The following is a 15,256-nucleotide window of genomic DNA, read 5'->3' on the forward strand; positions in this document are numbered from 1 at the left end:
CACGGCACGGCTTTTTTGGGGGGGGGGGCCGGGGGGGGCCCGGGCGCCGGGGGGCGCGGGCTACACCGTAACCCGGCCCGACCGCGGCCGGTGGGTCGCGGCCCCCGGCCGCGCCGGGGGCCGCGGGAGGCGGTCAGCCCGCCATACAGGCGGCCCACTGGCCGCGAGCGAAGGACGCGCCGCCGGACCAGTAGTTGACGTTCCACGCCGCGGTGCACTGCTCCCTCTTCGACAGCTGCCGCGGGTAGGCGTTCGCCTGGGTCCCGGTGGCCAGGACGAGCACCGGGGCCAGCACGGCGGCAACGGCCGAGGCGGCGACAAGTCGGCGGATCTTCATGGGTGTGGATCCCTCTTTCGAGACGGCCGGACGCTCCGACGGAGCCCGGCCGGAGTGGTCGGCTCCGTGCGCCACATCCTGGCAATGCCCCTCGACCTGGGGGTATCCCACAAACCTGGGATGTCCCCGGACCGGCGGTGGGCGTCGGCGAGGAAGCGAGAGGAGTGGGAAGTCGGAGGGGTCGACTTCCCACTCCTGTTGGTTCAGTGGGGTGTTGGGCTATCGCGGGGTTCAGGGGACATCGGGGGCATCGGGGACATCGGGCGCGGCGGGCGCGACGAGGTCGAGTTCGGCCCACACGGTCTTGGAGTTGGGGTGGCGGGGGATGGTGCCCCAGCGGTGACTGAGGGCGTCGATGAGGGTGAGGCCGCGTCCGGTCTGGGCACTGGGGGTGTGGACGGTGGGGAGGACGGGGAGTCTGTCACCCCGGGGGTCGCTGATCTCGATGCGAAGGGTGGTGCCCCGGCGCACGGAGGTGGTGAGGGAGAGGTGAAGCTCGAACCCGCGCCCCGGAACGCGTCCGTGCGTGATCGCGTTGGCGGCCAGCTCCGTGACGATCAGCAGCGCGCAGTGGAACGGCTCGGTGTGCGTGGAGTCCAGCCCCCAGTGGGTGAGTTGACGCCTCGCCAGGCGCCGGCAGATGGCGGCGCCCTTGGGGGTGGCGGCGAAGAGGGCGGTACGGGACCGGGGGTTTTCGAGGGGGGTTTCGGTCGTCATGGGAGTCAAGCGTGGTCGGGCGGACGTACGCTGGCCAGCAGCCCGGCGGACACAGAGAGTATCTGTACGGGTGCACATAGTTGGCCTGCCGGTCGACCCAAGATCGAAAGAGATGGACTGCGATGAGCCTTGAGGGAACCGTCTTCGAGGACGGCGAGACGGCGGAGGGCTTCGACGGCGTCGCGGAGTTCTACAGCGCGGTCGGGAAGATGATCAAACTCCTCCGCGAGCGGGCGGGAATCACGCAGAAGCAGCTGGCCAAGACCACCGGCTACAGCGAAGACCACGTCGGGGCCGTGGAGCGGGGCGTGCGGACCCCGAGGATCGAGTACCTGACGGTGGTGGACGACGCCCTTGACGCGGGCGGGCTGCTCAAGGTCGTCGCGGACGACGTGATGAAGGCGAAGGTGCGCGTGTCCGAGAGGCACCCCGCCTACAACAAGGCCTTCACCCAGGAAGAGTGGAAGGCGATCGAGATCCACGAGTACAGCAGCCTCCACATTCCTGGACTTCTCCAAACGGAGGCCCATGCACGAGCACTGTTCGACATGCGCAGGCCGTGGCTCTCCGTGGAGCAGGTCGACCAGTGGGTTGCCGCGAGGTTGGAGCGGCAGCAGATCCTCACCCGCTGGCCCTTGCCGGTCATGAGTTGGGTGATCGACGAAAGCGCCCTGCGTCGTCCGCTGGGCGGCTGGGACGTTCACCGGGAGCAGTTGCGCCACCTGCTCAAAGTCGCCGAGATCCGGGGCCTGGAGTTGCAGGTCATGCCGCTCGACAGGACCGAGAACGCCGGCATGGGGGGTTCGTTCGTCCTCCTCACGCCGAGCGGACGACCGCAGATCGCGTACGTCGAGGTCCAGCACGTCAACAGGCTGATCACAGCCCCTGAAGAAGTCCGTAGGATGGCCGCACGGTACGGCACCCTCAGGGGGCAGGCGCTCACCATGAGGGAGTCCTTGGCCTTGATCGAAATGATCCTTGGAGAGCGATGAGCATGTCCGAGCTGGCATGGTTCAAGAGCAGTTACAGCAGCAACGAAGGTGCCGCATGCGTCGAGGTCGCCGGGACGACCACCGCCGTCCACGTGCGTGACTCCAAGGACAAGAGCGGCCCCCAGCTGGCCTTCTCCCCCGCCGCCTGGGAGATGTTCGTGAAGTTCGCCGCCACCACCGAGGTCTGACCGACCAGAGCTCCCCCAAACGGCCCACCGCCTTCCCGGCGGCGGGCCGTTGGCGTACCCGCTGCCTCCTGGCCCCACCCGACAGATCCACTCTGTACGGGTCCGGGCCGGCGTGTGTCAGCCCCCGACGCTCTCCCTGGTCCGGCGGGCCGCGCCGATGTCCTGGCTCAGCGCCGGCCGGGCGCCTGGGCCAGCAGGCAGGCGTGGGACCGGTTTTCCCGCTGCGGGTGCGGCTGTTCGAGGCGGGTCGTGACGGTGAAGCCGGCCTGTTCGAGGAGTTCGGCGAGGTGCCCGGCCGGGACGAGGTGCGAGGCGTACGACACCGGGTGGCCGTACGCCTGGGTCGGGCGCAGCAGTTGGGCCTCGCCGACGTGGCCGCCGAGGAGGAGGTGGCCACCGGGTGCGAGGACGCGGGCGAACTCGGCGAAGAGGCCGGGCAGTTGCGAGGCCGGGGTGTGGTGGACGGAGTACCAGGCGAGGATGCCGCCGAGGGCTCCGTCGGGGAGGTCGAGGGCGTCCATCGAGCCGTGCAGGAAGCGCAGTCGGGGGTAGGCCCGGCGGGCGAGCGCGACCATCTCGCCCGACACGTCCACCCCGAAGGCCCGCAGCCCCAGGCCGGACAGGTACGCCGTCACCCGCCCGGGGCCGCAGCCGAGGTCCGCGACCTCGCCGCCGCCCGACTCCCGTACCAGCTCCGCGAAGGCGGCGAGCATGGCGCGGGACACCGGGTCCATGCCCTCCGGCGGGACGACGAGGCGGAGGTAGTCGGCGGCGACGGCGTCGTACGAGGCGCGGACGGCGGCGAGGTGCGCGGGTTCGTTCACCGCGCCATCTTGGCAGCCCTGGTGGCGCGTTCGGCGAAGACCTTCTCCCGGCGGTCGGCGGTCTGCTTCAGCATGCGCTTGCGGTCGCGGGCGGAGAGGCGGTCGATGTAGAGGCCGCCGTTCAGGTGGTCGGTCTCGTGCTGGAGGCAGCGGGCGAAGTAGCCGGTGCCCTCTATCACGACGGGGTCGCCGTGCTGGTCGACGCCGCGCACCACGGTGCGGGCGGGGCGGGCGAGTTTGGTGTTCGCGCCGGGGACGGAGAGGCAGCCCTCGGTCTCCTCGATCAGTGCGCGGCCGGGCTCCTGCTCGTCGACCACCGGGTTGAGCACGTGGCCGGTGTGCCGGACGCCGTCGTCGTCGGGGCAGTCGTAGACGAACAGGCGCAGGTCGACGTCCACCTGGTTGGCGGCGAGGCCGCAGCCGTCGGCGACGTGCATGGTGGCGAACATGTCGTCGATGAGCCGGGCCAGGCGCTCGCTGCCGAAGTCCTCCTCGGTGGCGGTCCGGCAGGTGCGGCTCAGGATCTCCTCCCCCACCTCGGTGATCCGCAGGACGGTCGGCCGTTCGCGCAGCTCGGACACGGGAGGGCACTCCTTCGAGAGACGGTACTTGCGGTCTGACTTTGCAAAGTAGCAGACTTTGCAAAGTGACCGAAGACCTCGTCAGAACCGGCCCCCTCCCCGAGCACGCCGTCCGCACCGCGCTGCTGGACCTGCTCGCCGAGCGCGAGCACGGCACCGTCACCTCCACCGAGGCCGCCGCCCGACTCGGCCTCAGCTCCGGCCTCTGCTCGTTCCACCTGCGGCAGTTGGCCCGGTACGGGCTGATCGAGGAGGCCCCGGCCACCGACGGACGGGCCCGGCCCTGGCGGCTGCCGACAAGCCGACCGGACGCCGTGGAAGGCGGGTTCGGCGAGCTGGCGCGCGGCCTGGAGGACGAGAGCTACCAGCACTGGCTCGCCCGGCGCGCCGAGGCCCCGGCCGAGTGGCGGCAGGACGAGGCCTTCAGCGCCGTCGTCTACCTGACGCCCGAGGAACTGGCCGCCGTCGGCGAGGAGGTCCGCCGGATGCTGGCCCGCTACCGGGGCCGCGAGACCGACCCGGCCGCCCGCCCCGCCGGGGCCCGCCCGGTCGCCGCCGTCACCCGGCTCTTCCCGCTCCTCGACCAGTAGACCGCCGGATGGACAGGCCGTCAGACGGCCCGCGAACGCGCCCGCACCGCCCGTACCAGCGGCCCGGCCGCCAACCCCGCCGCCGCTCCGAAGGCGACCCCCTGCACCCCGTCCCAGACGTCCTGCACGTCGCAGGCCCGCCCGATCGCCGGCAGCGCGTAGTGCACCGCCGACACCGCGAACGGCAGCACCGCCGCACCCAGCAGCGCCGCCGCCCGCCGCCGGGGGCCCGCCAGCGCCGCCGCGAAACCGACCGGGGCGTAGGTCGCCAGCTTGAGCTCGATGTGCCGGACGTGCAGCAGCTCGTACGGCGACCGCGGCCGGCCGCCCGCCACGGCGCAGTGCCGGACGGCGCCCTCCGAGAGCCGGAACGCCTCCGGCAGCAGGGTCGCCACGACCACCCCGCCGAGCCCGAGCAGCAGGACGAAGCCCACCACCCAGTGGGCCCGCAGCAACCGCCCCACCGGCCGGTTCAACAGGGCCGCGGGCACCAGCGAGAGCAGCAACCCGGGCCAGAACATCGGCATCCCGCCGAGCACCGCACTGATCACGCCTCAAACGGACGCCCCGCGCACCCGGCCGGTTCTCACCCGGAGGAGAAAAACCTCCGGAGCGTCACCATCCGCTCACCGCGCGGACCGTCAGGCGACCGCGCGGAAGCCGACGCGGCCCCGACCCGACGGCCGCGCGAAGGCCGACGCGTCCTGGTCTACTGGGTCGGTCCCCCGACGAGGACCCCCTTGACCAGCACCCGAGGAACAGGAGCCGGCCGTGCCCGAGCAGGAGATCCCGCGCGTCCCCATGACCACCGAGGAGATCGAGGCGGCCAACCTGGGTGCGCCCACCAGGCCCGACGGCCGGATCGTCCTGCGCGACCACGACCCGCGGTGGCCCGCGGCCTACCAGCGGGAGGCCGCCGGCATGGCGGAGCGCCTGGCCCACCTCGACCACCGGATCGAGCACGTCGGCTCCACCTCCGTGCCCGACCTCCCCGCCAAACCGGTCGTCGACATGCTGCTGATCGTGCCCGACTCCGCCGACGAGGCGGCCTACGTGCCCGCCCTCGAAGCCCTGGGCTACCGGCTCGCCGTCCGCGAACCCGACTGGTACGAGCACCGCGTCCTGCGCCGGTACGCCATCGACCCCAGTGCCGACTACGCCAACCTGCACGTGCTGTCCGCCGGATGCCCCGAGATCGGGCGGATGCTGCGCTTCCGCGACCGGCTGCGCCGCCACCGCGGCGACCGCGAGCTGTACGCCGACGCCAAGCGGGCCCTGGCCGAGCAGTCCTGGGAGTACCTGCAGAACTACGCCGACGCCAAGACCGAGGTGATCGCCGGCATCATCGAACGGGCCGCGGCCGAAGCGGAATAGGCGCTCAGTGCGGGATCGAGGAGATCAGCTCCTGCGCGCCCTGCCGCTTGAGCGCCAGCGCCACCGACGTCCCGAGGTCCTCCGGGCTGAGCGCGCCCGCCCACTCGTGGGCGTCCAGCACCTGCTTGCCGTCCGGGGTGAAGACCCGGCCGCGCAGCGAGAGGCGGCCGTCCCGCTCGGCCCTGGCGTACCCGGCGATCGGGCTGTTGCAGTGGCCCTGGAGCGCGTGCAGGAACATCCGCTCGGCCGCCGCCTCGCGCCAGGTGTCGTGGTGGCCGAGGCCGGTGACCGCCTCGATGGTCGCGGTGTCGCCCTCGCGGCACTGCAGGACGAGGATGCCGGCGCCGATCGGCGGGCACATCGCCTCGATGCCGAGCACCTCGGTGATCCGCGCCTGCTCGCCGATCCGCTCCAGGCCGGAGAGGGCGAGCAGCAGCGCGTCGACGTCCCCGGCGTCCAGCTTGGCGAGCCGGCTGTTGGCGTTGCCGCGGATCGGGAGGCACTCCAGATGCGGGTGGGAGGCGGCGAGTTGGGCGACCCGGCGGACGGAGGAGGTGCCGATCCGGGTGCCGGGCGGGAGGGCGGCCAGCGGCAGGCCGCCGGGGTGGACGAGGGCGTCGCGGATGTCGTCGCGGCGCAGGTAGGCGGCGAAGACGGTGCCCGCCGGCAGCGGTCGGTCGGCGGGCACGTCCTTGAGGCAGTGGACGGCGACGTCGGCCTCCCCGGCGAGCAGCGCGGCGTCGACCTCCTTGGTGAAGGCGCCCTTGCCGCCGAGGGCGGCGAGATCACCCGTCCAGCGGTCGCCCGAGGTGGTGACGGGCACCACCTCGGTGCGCAGCCCCGGGTGCAGGGCGGCGAGTTCGGTGCGGACCCGCTCGACCTGGGCCAGTGCCATGGGCGAGGAGCGGGAGACGATGCGGATCAGCTCAGCGGTGGCCATGGCGCAGATGATAGGCGTCCTCACGGCACGGACTGAGCATGCGTCAGTTCCGTGACGGGAACGCGGCGGACCCGCGCACGGCGGAGGGCCGGTCGGATGATCCGACCGACCCTCCCCCCACCCCGGACTCACTCGTTGTGCAGTACCTCGGCGATCGGCAGCCGGGCGGCCGAACGGGCCGGGACGAGCGCGCCGAGGACGGCGATGGCGACGCCCGCGACGCCGACGCCGGTGAGCAGCGGGGCGCTCCAGACGTCCATCGTCCACTCCGGGAAGAGGATGCTCCCGACGTTCTCGATGAGCAGCCGGTGCGCCAGGATGCCGGCCGGGACGCCGATGAGCGCGCTGACCACGCCCTGCCAGGCCACCGAGGTGATCGTCATCGTCACCACCTGGCGGGGTGTCATGCCGATCGACTTGAGCATGCCGAGGTCCCGGCGGCGCTCGCGGATGGTGAGCAGCAGGGTGTTGAAGACGCCCAGCGCGGCGACCACCGACAGCAGGACGGTGAAGATCGTGGCGAAGCTGATCACCGCGACGATCGGGCCGGACGGGTCGGGCGCGAACACCTGGGCCGAGAGGCTCGGGTCGGCGGCCGTCACGGCCCGCTGGTACGCCTGGGCGTCGGCACCCTCGGCGAGGCTGATGTCGTACTCGACCGCGTGCGGGTCGTCGGTGAGCGCGGCCCGGGTGAGGTCGTTGGACGTGAAGGCCCGGGCGTTGCCCTGGACCACCTCGCCGACGACGGTGACGGTCAGCCGCCGGCCGTCGAGGTCGAGGGTGAGCCGGTCGCCGAGCCTGAGTCCGTGCTCCCGGAGGAAGGAGGGCCCGGCCTCGATCTCGTTCGGCCCGGTCGCCGCGCGGCCCCTGACCACCTCGCGCTGCAGCTGCTCAGCGATCCCGTCGCCGCTGAGGAAGTCGGCGAAGACCGGCTGGGTGAAGCCGACCAGCCCGACCTTGACCAGCCCGCGGACGTGGACCTGGTCGGCGCCGGGGGTGGTCCGCAGCATCGTCTCGGTCTGGGCGGGGGTGAGCCGGGGCTCGGTCTTGTTGCCCGCGAAGTGGGCGGTCTGCACCCTGACGTGGGTGTGGCCGTCGTTGTGGCCCACCAGCCTGGTCAGGGTGGTGCCCAGTCCCGACGTCACGGTCACGGTGAGCACGCCGAGCACGATCGCCGACATGGTGAGCGCGGTGCGGCCGGGGCGGGCGAAGGGCTGGCCGAGGCCGAGGCTGACGGCGCGCGGCAGGCGGGTGCCGCTCAGCAGGCGCTGGACCTTCAGTCCGCGCCCGGCGCGCGGTGCGCTGCCGGCCGAGATGGCCTGGGCGGCGGACAGCCGGTGGGCGCGCGAGGCGGGGAGGAGGGCGGCGAGGACCACCAGCAGCGGGACGCTGACCAGGGTGGCGGCGGGCAGCCAGCCGGCCGGTTCGATCACGGCGGTGCCGGTGGTGATCCCGGAGAAGGCGGACTGGAGGATCGGGTGGGCCGCCACCCAGCCGGCCGCGGTGCCGAGGACGGTGCCGGCGACGGCGGGTACCGAGACCATGGTCAGGTAGACGGTGACCACCTGGCGCGGGGTGAAGCCGATCGCCTTCAGCACGCCGATGTGCCGGTAGCCGGAGACGACCGCGCCGCTCACCACGTTGCCGACGATCAGCGCGGCGACGACCAGGCCGAGCACGCCGAAGACCGTCATCAGCGGCAGGTAGGCGTCGGCGCCCGCGGAGAAGGCGTCCTTGAGCACCAGGTAGGACTGGACGTTGGTGAGCGCGTCCTTCGGCAGGCCCTCGGTGGCGGTGGCCAGGGCGGAGGTGAGCCGCTGTTCGTCGGAGGCGTCGGAGAACCGGTAGAGCATCTGCCGGGCGCTGGGGTGCAGGTCGGCGGCCTGTTCGGGGGTGACCCAGCCGCCCGCGCTCTGGCTCATGCTGGTGGCGTAGCCGACGATGGTGAGCGTCCGGCCGCCGCTGAGGGGCAGCGGGTAGTCCAGGTTGGCGGGCGAGTAGCCGCCGAACGGCTCGTTGATGACGACCTCGCCGGGCTTGCTCGCCCAGCGGCCGCCCAGCAGTTGCACCCGGTCCACCGGGCCGGCCGGGTCGGAGCGGCCGACCAGGGTGAGCGCTCCGGGCGGGCTGCCGACCCAGTCGGTGGGGATCTCCACCACGGCCTGGTCGAACGGCCCGGCGGCGGCCTCGACGCCGGGCCGGTGGGCGGTGGCGGCCAGTTGTTCCGGCGTGGCCCCGGCCGGGTCGAAGGTCGCGACGACGTGGGCGCCGCGCTGCTGGGAGAAGGCGTCGTCGAAGGGGGCCCGGGCGGCACTGATCACCGCGAGGGCGAGCAGCACGGTCGTGGTGGAGCAGAAGACGACCAGGCCGATCACGATGGTCTGCACCCGGCGGCGCTTCACGGCCGCCCGGGAGGCACGCCAGACGGCGCCGGTCATGCGGACGCCTCCAGCATCCGGTCGCCGGCCACCCGGCCGTCCGCGACCTCGACCAGTCGGCTGGCGCAGCGGGTGGCCAGGGCGGGGTCGTGGGTGACGATCAGCAGGGTCTGGCCGATCTGGTTGAGGTCGATCAGGAGGTCCATCACCTGCTCTCCGGAGCGGCTGTCCAGGGCGCCGGTGGGCTCGTCGGCGAGCAGCAGGGCCGGGCGGTTCATCAGGGCGCGGGCCACCGCGACGCGCTGGCGCTCGCCGCCGCTGAGCGTGGCCGGGTAGACGTCCTTGCGGTGCGCGACGCCGAGTTCGTCCAGCAGCTCCAGCGCCCGGCGGCGGGCCTGGCGGGCGCCGGTGCCGGTCAGCTGGGCGGCCAGGGCGACGTTGTCGAGGGCCGGGAGGTCGTCGATCAGGTTGAAGAACTGGAAGATCATGCCGACGTGCCGGCGGCGGAACAGGGCCAGCCCGTTCTCGTTCAGCCGTCCGAGGTCCTGGCCCTGCACCCGGACGGTGCCGGCGGTGGGCCGGTCCAGTCCGGCCACCATGTTCAGCAGGGTGGACTTGCCGCACCCCGAGGGGCCCATCACGGCGACCGCCTCGCCGGCGCGGATCCGCAGGTCGACGCCGTCGAGCGCCTTGGCGTCGCCGAACTCCTTGTGCACCCCGGACAGCTCGACGACGACCTGCGCGTCGTCCGGCCGGGAGGTCCCGTCGTGGTCGTTGCTCATGGTGGACGACCGTAGGCGCGGGGCCGCCGCCGGCACGTCCCACCCCGGGTGTAACCGCGGCGGCCGTAGTACCCGGGATGTACGGGGGCGGCACCCCCGGATGATGTGGATCATGCGGTGACCTGGGAGGCTGTCGCCGTGTGGGGAACGGGGTGGGAGTGGGCGGCCGTCGCGACGGCCGCCGCGGCGGGCACGGCGGCCGGCTGGCTGGCGGTGGCGCTCGCCCGGGCGCGGCGGCTGCACCGGGCGGCCATCGGCGAGCGCGGCTGGCTGCTGGAACGGGAGCGGGAGAGCGCCGCCCGGACCGCCGTGGAGGCCGAACGGTCGCGGATCGCCGCCGAGTTGCACGACATCGTGAGCCACAACGTGAGCCTGATGGTGGTGCAGGCCGGGGCCGCGCGCGAGGTGCTGGCCACCATGCCCGCGGAGGCGGCGGCCGCGATGGCCGCGGTCGAGGCGGCCGGGCGGGACACGATGACCGAGCTGCGGCACCTGCTCGGCCTGCTGGCCCCCGCCGCGGACGGCAGCGAGGAGCCCGCGCCGGACGGCTTCGCGCCGCAGCCCAGCCTGAGCCGGCTGAGCCCGCTGATCGACCGGTTCGCCTTCGCCGGGCTGCCGGTCGAGGTGCGGGTCTCGGGCGAGCCGAGACCGCTGCCGGGCGGGATCGACGTGACGGCGTACCGGATCATCCAGGAGGCGCTGACCAATGCGCTCAAGCACGGGGACGGGGTGACGGCGGAGGTGACGGTGCGCTACGCGGACCACTACCTGCGGGTGGAGGTGCTCAACAGCGGTCCGAGCGTGCTCTCCGGGGCGGCCGCCGCGTCAGGCGGACGGTCCGCACCGGACGGGCCGAGGCCGGACGGCGCCGGGCGCGGGCTGATCGGCCTGCGCGAGCGCGTCGCGGTGTACGGCGGGGACCTGGACGCCCGGCGCCGGCTCGGCGGCGGCTTCCGGGTCCGCGCCCGCATCCCGCTGGACCGGCCGTGACGGAGGAGAGCGTGCCCCAGGACCAGGAGCGCCGCCCCCGGGTGGTGATCGCCGACGACCAGGAGCTGGTCCGCACCGGCTTCCGGATGATCCTCACCGCGCGCGGCATCGACGTGGTCGCCGAGGCCTCGGACGGCGCCGAGGCGGTGGCCGCCGCCGTCCTGCACCGCCCGGACGTGGCGCTGCTGGACATCCGGATGCCCGGCACGGACGGGCTGGAGGCCGCCCGGCGCATCCTGGCCCAGGTGCCCGGCTGCCGGGTGATCATGCTGACCACCTTCGACCTGGACCACTACGTCTACGCCGCGCTGTCCGCCGGGGCCAGCGGCTTCCTGCTCAAGGACGTCACCTCCGCCCACCTCGCCGCCGCCGTACGGCTGGTGGACACCGGGGACGCGCTGCTCGCCCCCTCGATCACCCGGCGCCTGGTCGAGCGGTTCGCGGCCGGCGCCCCGCGGCCGGCCCCGGGCGCCGACGGCCCGGCGCTGCACCGCGACCTCGCGCCGCTCACCCCGCGCGAGGCGGAGGTGCTGGCGCTGCTCGGGCGCGGGCTGTCCAACACCGAGCTGGCGCGCGAGCTGACGCTCAGCGAGTCGACGGTGAAGACCCACGTGGCCCGGATCTTCGCCAAGCTGAACCTGCGGGACCGGGCGCAGGCGGTGGTGCTCGCCTACGAGACCGGGCTGGTCGCGCCGGGCGGCGCCGACTGAACGTCAACTTCCCTTGACCTCATGCTGATTGGCATGACTATCAGCCCAATCTCACTCCTTGGAGTTAACTCTCTTCACCACGTTCTCCTTTTTGCCAGTTCATGGGGCACCATCTGCATGTCCACGCCCGAACGTGACCACCACCTCGGGCGCCACCCCCCGGCATGACGAGAACACTTGGACCGGCCCGTGACCACCACCGCCCCCGTGTGGGACTGCCCCTTCCACCACACCGACGGCCTGGAGTTCGACCCCCTCCTGAAGCGACTGCTCACCGAGGCCCCGGTCGCCAGGATCCGGCTGCCGCACGGCGAGGGCGAGGCCTGGCTGGCCACCCGCTACGAGGACGTCAAGGTGGTCACCAGCGACCGCCGGTTCAGCCGCGCCGCCGGCATCGGCCGCGACCTGCCCCGGATGACGCCCGCCCCGATCGCCCAGGCCGAGGCGATCAACCTGATGGACCCGCCCGCCCACAACCGGCTGCGCCGACTCGTCGCCCAGGGCTTCACCAACCGCCAGGTCGAACGGATGCGCCCGGCCACCCAGCGGACCGTCGACGGCTACTTCGACGAGATGACCGAGCACGGCGCCCCCGCCGACCTGATGCACTTCCTGGCCGGCCGCCTCCCCCTCACCACCATCTGCGAACTGCTCGGCATCCCCGCCGCCGACCGCGCCGAACTGCGCGGCCACGCTGTGGCGATGATGCGGATGGGCCCCGGCAGCCGGGACGGCCAGGAGGCCGCCAAGAGCGCGCTGCGCGACTACTTCACCGGGCTGACGGCCGAGCGCCGCGCCCGCCCCGGCGAGGACCTGATCAGCGCCCTGGCCACCGCCCGCGACGGCGACGAACTGCTGGAACCGGACGAGCTGACCGTCATGGCGATGGTCCTGCTGGTCACCGGCCACGACACCAGCACCTACCAGCTCGGCAACCTCACCTACACCCTGCTCACCCACCCCGAGCAGCTCGCCAAACTGCGCGCCCGGCCCGAGACGCTGCCCCGCGCCCTGGAGGAGCTGCTGCGCTTCATCCCGTTCCGCCAGGGCGTCGGCATCGCCCGGGTCGCCACCGAGGACGTCGAACTGGGCGGCGTGCTGATCCGGGCCGGCGAGGCCGTGCACGTCTCCTACCTGACCGCCAACCGGGACCCGGCGGCCTACGAGCGCCCCGACGAACTCGACCTCGACCGCGACGCCGGGCCCGTCAACATGACCTTCGGGCACGGCCAGCACCGCTGCCTCGGCTCGCACCTGGCCCTGATGGAGCTGCAGGTCGCCATCGGCACCCTGCTGCGCCGCTTCCCCGGCCTGCGGCTGGCCGTCGAGCCGTCCGAACTCGACTGGAACTCCGGCTCGATCTGGCGCTTCCCGCGCACCCTGCCGGTGGCCTGGTAGCCGACTCCCCGCCTGCCGCCGCCACCCGTCACCACCACCCGCCGCCGCCCGCCGCCCACGGCCGCCGCGGCGTCCGCACCGCTCCACGCATCCACCATGCCTGCCACCAGGCCCCCAGGGGAGACCCGTACCCATGGCAACACTCTGCCGCCCCGCCATCGCCGTACCCGAGCACGTCATCACCCTCGACGAGACCCTCGCCCTGGCCCGCACCCTGCACGCCGACCACCCCCGACTCGGCCTGGCGCTGCGGCTGATCGAGAACACCGGGGTGCGCACCCGGCACCTGGTCCAGCCGATCGAGCGGACCCTCGCCCACCCGGGCTTCACCGTCCGCAACGAGGTGTACGAGCGCGAGGCCAAGCGGCGCGTCCCCGAGGTGGTCGAACGCGCCCTCGCCCACGGCGAGTTGACCGCCCGGGACATCGACCTGATCGTCTACGTGTCCTGCACCGGCTTCATGATGCCGTCGATGACCGCCTGGCTGATCAACACCATGGGCTTCCGCTCCGACACCCGCCAGGTGCCGATCGCCCAGCTCGGCTGCGCGGCCGGCGGCGCCGCCGTCAACCGGGCGCACGACTTCTGCCGCGCCTACCCGGGCGCCAACGTGCTGATCGTCGCCTGCGAGTTCTGCTCGCTCTGCTACCAGCCGACCGACCTCGACGTCGGCTCGCTGCTCTCCAACGGGCTGTTCGGCGACGCGGTCGCCGCCGTGGTGATGCGTGGGAACGGCGGGCACGGCGTGCAGGTCGAGCGCAACGGCTCGCACCTCGTCCCGCACACCGAGGACTGGATCTCGTACGGGGTGAAGGACACCGGCTTCCACTTCCAGCTGGACCGGCGGGTGCCCGGCACCATGGAACTGCTCGCGCCCGCGCTGCGCGGCCTGGCCGGGGAGCACGGCTGGGACGTCTCCGGGCTCGGCTTCTACATCGTGCACGCGGGCGGCCCGCGCATCCTGGACGACCTGTGCCGCTTCCTCAACCTGGAGCCCGCCACCTTCCGCTACAGCCGGGCGACGCTCACCGAGCGCGGCAACATCGCCAGCGCCGTCGTCTTCGACGCCCTGGCCCGGCTGTTCGCCGACGGCGGCGTGCCCGAGGGCACCACCGGGCTGATCGCGGGCTTCGGACCGGGCATCACCGCCGAGATCTCGCTGGGCAGTTGGGTCGGCGCACCGGCCGAAGGGGCGCGTCCGCGCCGGCCGCGCGCCATCTCCACCTCCGACATCGCGCTCGTCCATCCGACCGTCCCCCGCCGTTTCCCGACCGGCACTACGATCTCCTGATGACCGATACCACGGAGCGCACCGACACCTCTGCCAGATCAGCCGAACTCGCCGCCCTGTTCCCGGCGTTGCACGCGCCGCAGTACTGGAGCTGGGGCCGCTTCGACGCGCAGTTCTCCACCGAGCCGCCGCCGGACGCCCTGGTCACCAACATCCACCTGGTCGGCTTCGCGGACGGTCAGGTCGTGCTCTGCCGGGACGACCGGGACCACTGGTTCCTGCCTGGCGGCACCCGGGAGCAGGACGAGGGCATCGTCGCCTGCCTGGCCCGGGAGCTGCGCGAGGAGGCGGGCGCCCGGCTGCTCGGCGAGCCGCACTGGCTGGGCGCGCACCGCTGCCGCACCGAGGACCCGGTGCCGTACCGGCCGTGGCAGCCGCACCCGGAGAAGGCCTGGCTGTGGGGCTGGGGCGAGGTCGCGCTGGACTCCGCGCCGACCAACCCGGCGGACGGCGAGCAGGTGGTCGAGGTCCGTCCGGTGCCGCCCGCAGAGGCCCAGCGGCTGCTGCTGGCCGGGCACGACGCCTGGTGGGGCGAGCTGGTCGCGCTGGCGGTGGAGCTGCGCCGACGGGCCGGGCTGGGCTGAAACCGCTCCCCGCCGGGATATTCCCACTGGGACGGAAGACCACCGGAACAGCCGAACAGCAGCAGGCCATGTCCGTTTTGCGGTGATATGACTCGGCCATGGACACCAAACTGCTGGCCGTGGACTACCCGGCACTCCACATCTTCTGGACGATGCTGGAGCTGTTCCTCTGGATCCTCTGGTTCTTCCTGCTGTTCAAGATCATCACGGACATCTTCCGCAGCCACGACCTCGGCGGCTGGGCCAAGGCCGGCTGGCTGGTCCTGGTGATCATCCTGCCGCTGATCGGCGTCCTCGCCTACCTGATCGCCCGCGGGCAGTCGATGGGCAAGCGGGACGTCGAACAGGCGGAGCGGTCCGAGGCCGCGTTCAAGTCCTACATCCGGGACGCCGCCGGAACGGCACCGGCGGGCGGCGGAGGCGGTGGCGGCAGCCACGTCGACGACCTGGCGAAACTGGCGGCCCTGAAGGAGAAGGGCGCCATCTCCGACGAGGAGTACCAGAAGGCCAAGGACAAGCTCCTGGCCTGACCCGCACGGACGGCCGGGGCCGGTGGACGCACCGTGACGTCCACCGGCCC

18 protein-coding genes are annotated in these 15,256 nt (G+C 73.0%); 10 read left to right on the top strand and 8 right to left on the bottom strand.

Annotated features, from left to right (window positions below):
• Positions 1-133: 133 nt before the first annotated feature.
• Both ACFRQN_RS31915 and ACFRQN_RS31920 read right to left on the bottom strand, forming a co-directional pair.
• Positions 134-337 carry a hypothetical protein gene (locus ACFRQN_RS31915; protein WP_049651392.1) on the bottom strand — a complete coding sequence of 68 codons (204 nt, stop codon included), beginning with the start codon at positions 335-337 and terminating at the stop codon, positions 134-136.
• 231 nt (positions 338-568) lie between these two features.
• Positions 569-1,054, bottom strand: a complete 486-nt coding sequence (locus tag ACFRQN_RS31920) for an ATP-binding protein (RefSeq protein ID WP_380743810.1) — start codon at positions 1,052-1,054, stop codon at positions 569-571.
• A 122-nt stretch (positions 1,055-1,176) separates the two neighbouring features.
• On the opposite strand from ACFRQN_RS31920, the gene ACFRQN_RS31925 reads away from it, so the two are divergent.
• Positions 1,177-2,046, top strand: a complete 870-nt coding sequence (locus tag ACFRQN_RS31925) for a helix-turn-helix transcriptional regulator (protein WP_074002224.1) — start codon at positions 1,177-1,179, stop codon at positions 2,044-2,046.
• On the top strand, positions 2,043-2,234 hold the full coding sequence (locus ACFRQN_RS31930) for a DUF397 domain-containing protein (RefSeq protein WP_074002223.1): 192 nt from the start codon (positions 2,043-2,045) through the stop codon (positions 2,232-2,234). Before ACFRQN_RS31925 ends, ACFRQN_RS31930 begins: the two co-directional genes overlap by 4 nt.
• A 167-nt stretch (positions 2,235-2,401) precedes the next feature.
• Here the strand turns inward: ACFRQN_RS31930 and ACFRQN_RS31935 are convergent, their stop codons facing one another.
• Positions 2,402-3,058, bottom strand: a complete 657-nt coding sequence (locus tag ACFRQN_RS31935; protein ID WP_380743812.1) for a class I SAM-dependent methyltransferase — start codon at positions 3,056-3,058, stop codon at positions 2,402-2,404.
• Entirely contained in the window at positions 3,055-3,639 is a 585-nt protein-coding gene (def, locus tag ACFRQN_RS31940; protein ID WP_049651387.1) for a peptide deformylase, read from the bottom strand. The genes ACFRQN_RS31935 and def overlap by 4 nt, the downstream gene beginning before the upstream one ends.
• A gap of 65 nt (positions 3,640-3,704) precedes the next feature.
• On the opposite strand from def, the gene ACFRQN_RS31945 reads away from it, so the two are divergent.
• A complete protein-coding gene (locus ACFRQN_RS31945) occupies positions 3,705-4,229 on the top strand; it encodes an ArsR/SmtB family transcription factor (RefSeq protein WP_380743815.1) in 525 nt (174 codons plus the stop codon).
• A gap of 20 nt (positions 4,230-4,249) precedes the next feature.
• On the opposite strand, the gene ACFRQN_RS31950 is transcribed toward ACFRQN_RS31945, so the two are convergent.
• On the bottom strand, positions 4,250-4,780 hold the full coding sequence (locus ACFRQN_RS31950) for a hypothetical protein (RefSeq protein ID WP_049651385.1): 531 nt from the start codon (positions 4,778-4,780) through the stop codon (positions 4,250-4,252).
• A 220-nt stretch (positions 4,781-5,000) separates the two neighbouring features.
• Between ACFRQN_RS31950 and ACFRQN_RS31955 the strand changes: the two genes are divergently transcribed.
• On the top strand, positions 5,001-5,603 hold the full coding sequence (locus tag ACFRQN_RS31955) for a GrpB family protein (protein WP_380743817.1): 603 nt from the start codon (positions 5,001-5,003) through the stop codon (positions 5,601-5,603).
• 4 nt (positions 5,604-5,607) lie between these two features.
• Here ACFRQN_RS31955 and hemC read toward each other — a convergent pair whose 3' ends face one another.
• From hemC to ACFRQN_RS31970, 3 genes are all read right to left on the bottom strand, one after another.
• Positions 5,608-6,543 (bottom strand): hydroxymethylbilane synthase, encoded by a 936-nt coding sequence (hemC, locus tag ACFRQN_RS31960; protein ID WP_049651384.1) that lies wholly within the window; start codon positions 6,541-6,543, stop codon positions 5,608-5,610.
• Positions 6,544-6,671: 128 nt separating this feature from the next.
• The gene (locus tag ACFRQN_RS31965; RefSeq protein WP_380743819.1) at positions 6,672-8,981 is read right to left on the bottom strand and encodes an FtsX-like permease family protein; all 2,310 of its coding nucleotides are present in this window, start codon (positions 8,979-8,981) and stop codon (positions 6,672-6,674) included.
• A complete protein-coding gene (locus tag ACFRQN_RS31970; protein WP_049651382.1) occupies positions 8,978-9,703 on the bottom strand; it encodes an ABC transporter ATP-binding protein in 726 nt (241 codons plus the stop codon). Before ACFRQN_RS31970 ends, ACFRQN_RS31965 begins: the two co-directional genes overlap by 4 nt.
• A 117-nt stretch (positions 9,704-9,820) precedes the next feature.
• On the opposite strand from ACFRQN_RS31970, the gene ACFRQN_RS31975 reads away from it, so the two are divergent.
• The 6 genes from ACFRQN_RS31975 to ACFRQN_RS32000 all read left to right on the top strand — a co-directional run bounded on the left by ACFRQN_RS31975 (position 9,821) and on the right by ACFRQN_RS32000 (position 15,206).
• Positions 9,821-10,693: a sensor histidine kinase gene (locus tag ACFRQN_RS31975; RefSeq protein WP_241852847.1), complete on the top strand. Its 873-nt coding sequence runs from the start codon at positions 9,821-9,823 to the stop codon at positions 10,691-10,693.
• An 11-nt stretch (positions 10,694-10,704) separates the two neighbouring features.
• The gene (locus ACFRQN_RS31980) at positions 10,705-11,403 is read left to right on the top strand and encodes a response regulator transcription factor (protein ID WP_255357472.1); all 699 of its coding nucleotides are present in this window, start codon (positions 10,705-10,707) and stop codon (positions 11,401-11,403) included.
• A gap of 189 nt (positions 11,404-11,592) precedes the next feature.
• Positions 11,593-12,801, top strand: coding sequence for a cytochrome P450 (locus tag ACFRQN_RS31985; RefSeq protein WP_380743822.1), 1,209 nt, complete (start codon positions 11,593-11,595; stop codon positions 12,799-12,801).
• A 133-nt stretch (positions 12,802-12,934) separates the two neighbouring features.
• Positions 12,935-14,092: a type III polyketide synthase gene (locus ACFRQN_RS31990; RefSeq protein WP_380743824.1), complete on the top strand. Its 1,158-nt coding sequence runs from the start codon at positions 12,935-12,937 to the stop codon at positions 14,090-14,092.
• Positions 14,092-14,676, top strand: a complete 585-nt coding sequence (locus tag ACFRQN_RS31995) for an NUDIX hydrolase (RefSeq protein ID WP_380743826.1) — start codon at positions 14,092-14,094, stop codon at positions 14,674-14,676. The genes ACFRQN_RS31990 and ACFRQN_RS31995 overlap by 1 nt, the downstream gene beginning before the upstream one ends.
• A 98-nt stretch (positions 14,677-14,774) precedes the next feature.
• A complete protein-coding gene (locus ACFRQN_RS32000; protein WP_074002217.1) occupies positions 14,775-15,206 on the top strand; it encodes an SHOCT domain-containing protein in 432 nt (143 codons plus the stop codon).
• Positions 15,207-15,256 lie beyond the last annotated feature (50 nt).

The sequence above is a fragment of the Kitasatospora sp. NPDC056800 genome (genome assembly GCF_042789775.1).
Taxonomy (GTDB): domain Bacteria; phylum Actinomycetota; class Actinomycetes; order Streptomycetales; family Streptomycetaceae; genus Kitasatospora.